2 protein-coding genes are annotated in these 617 nt (G+C 41.3%); both read left to right on the top strand.

Annotation, left to right across the window (positions count from 1 at the left end; translation table 11 throughout):
- On the top strand, positions 1-242 hold a 242-nt coding region (locus J7439_RS25870), incomplete at its 5' end, for a hypothetical protein (protein ID WP_209204930.1).
- Positions 243-294: 52 nt separating this feature from the next.
- Positions 295-617 (top strand): hypothetical protein (locus tag J7439_RS25865; protein WP_209204929.1); only part of this gene is annotated, 323 nt, incomplete at its 3' end.

Raw genomic sequence — 617 nt, 5'->3', positions numbered from 1 at the left:
CAATGACAAGAGTTATTGAGCAAATAAAGACAAAGTTGGCCGTCTCGCCAGAGGCCCATGGCTCTGTGTCACTTAGCAGCGGCGACTGGGTGGTAGATGATGCATATTTTACTGCTGATGAAGGAGCACAATTTTCGGATGACTGTTATTTTACCGCTGAAGAATATTTAGAAGAGCAAATAAATAAACCAAAAAAGAGAAAAAGGAAGAGAAAAAAGCCAGTAAAAACTGCTGTCCGGTGATGCCGTAGAGTAGTCTACATTTTATATTTTCATGAATTAATGAAATATAATTATGGACAAGAGCGGTGCTGGTATAAGTTGGACATGCACAACATCAGGTAATGATTATAATCAACCGGATGATCATACCGGTGCTTCCGGGAGTGTGCGATACAGGTATGGCACAGTCAGGCGGGCGAATACGCCACTTCCCTATATCCCGGAGCGTCATGAATTTTATCCTGCTTCTGACGCCTGCTCTGCTAACCATCCACCAAGACATTCAATAAAACCTGTTCAGGATTTTAATGCTCTTATCACACAAGAAAAAATGGATTACCTGATGAGGATATCTACTCATTATGGTGATCGCTATAATGGGAAAAAACACAGTCA

The organism is Salinisphaera sp. G21_0, from assembly GCF_017744115.1.
Taxonomy (GTDB): domain Bacteria; phylum Pseudomonadota; class Gammaproteobacteria; order Pseudomonadales; family Endozoicomonadaceae; genus Endozoicomonas.
Note: the sequence above shows the minus strand (reverse complement) of the source record. Positions and strands in the feature narration are given on the sequence as shown.